Raw genomic sequence first — 962 nt, 5'->3', positions numbered from 1 at the left:
AACCTTATGCCAACATGGACTTTCCCGGCGTTGTACAGGCAAACAGGCTTTTTCAAAAACTAATCGCCGACGGCAGGACAGTCATTATTCTTACGCACGAATTGGAAAAATGTTTGGCTCTTTCCATGCGATTCATTGTATTATGTAAAGGGAAAAAGGTTTTTGACGGTATGGCAACTGACGCGCTTTCCTGTGATCTTGAAGGCTGGGGGATACATCATCCGCTAAAAAACTCCGCGCGTGAATTGGGAGACCTTTTATGGTGAGTAATACGGTATTCAAGTATAAAACAGTGAAGGGGCCTCTGCATAAGGTTCCGGCGGCAATAAAACTGCTGCTGCTTTTACCGCTTTCCTTTTTTTGCATGTCATTGCTACGGTAGAGTTGTCAAGAATTATCAGCGTCATCGGAATATCGGCTTCTACCGCGTCAATTAAGGGGGTGATGCCTGAATGAATAAAAGTTGAATCGCCGATTACGGCAAGCGCGTATTTTAGACCTGCGTCGCTTGCGCCTTTTGCCATGCCTACGCAAGCGCCCATGCAGATAACGCTCTCAATTGCGGAAAACGGCGGAGTCGCTCCAAGCGAATAACAGCCGATGTCGGAGTTGATTCCCACGTCGGGATGTCCGGGGCGCGGGTCAATGGCGGCGACGGCTTTGTTAATCGTATTGTAACTGTCTGCGTGGGGGCATCCTTGGCATAGTTGCGGAGGCCGCGCGGGAAGCTCGCCTGTGTCAACTTTAACGCTTTTTCTTGGCGGAAGACCGAGCGCCTTGCGGACATTATCGGGATCAAGCTCTCCGCATTGAATAATTGGTTTTAAGTCCGCGCCCGTAATGCCAAAAACCCTTTGCGCAATAAACGGCTGGCCTTCTTCAATGATAAGAACTTCGTTCACATTATCGTAGAGTTTGCGGATTTTTTTCTCAGGTAAGGGATATGAGCCTATGTGTAAATG

1 protein-coding gene and 1 pseudogene are annotated in these 962 nt (G+C 48.3%); one reads left to right on the top strand and one right to left on the bottom strand.

Annotated elements, in window-relative coordinates:
• Positions 1–266 (top strand): annotated as a pseudogene (locus ACYVRH_RS13375) (ABC transporter ATP-binding protein); the annotation flags it as partial.
• Positions 267–278: 12 nt separating this feature from the next.
• Here the strand turns inward: ACYVRH_RS13375 and ACYVRH_RS13370 are convergent.
• The coding region (locus ACYVRH_RS13370; RefSeq protein WP_461257389.1) for a thiamine pyrophosphate-dependent enzyme at positions 279–962 on the bottom strand (684 nt) is incomplete at its 5' end.

The organism is Treponema sp. R80B11-R83G3 (assembly GCF_054786115.1).
Note: the sequence above shows the minus strand (reverse complement) of the source record. Positions and strands in the feature narration are given on the sequence as shown.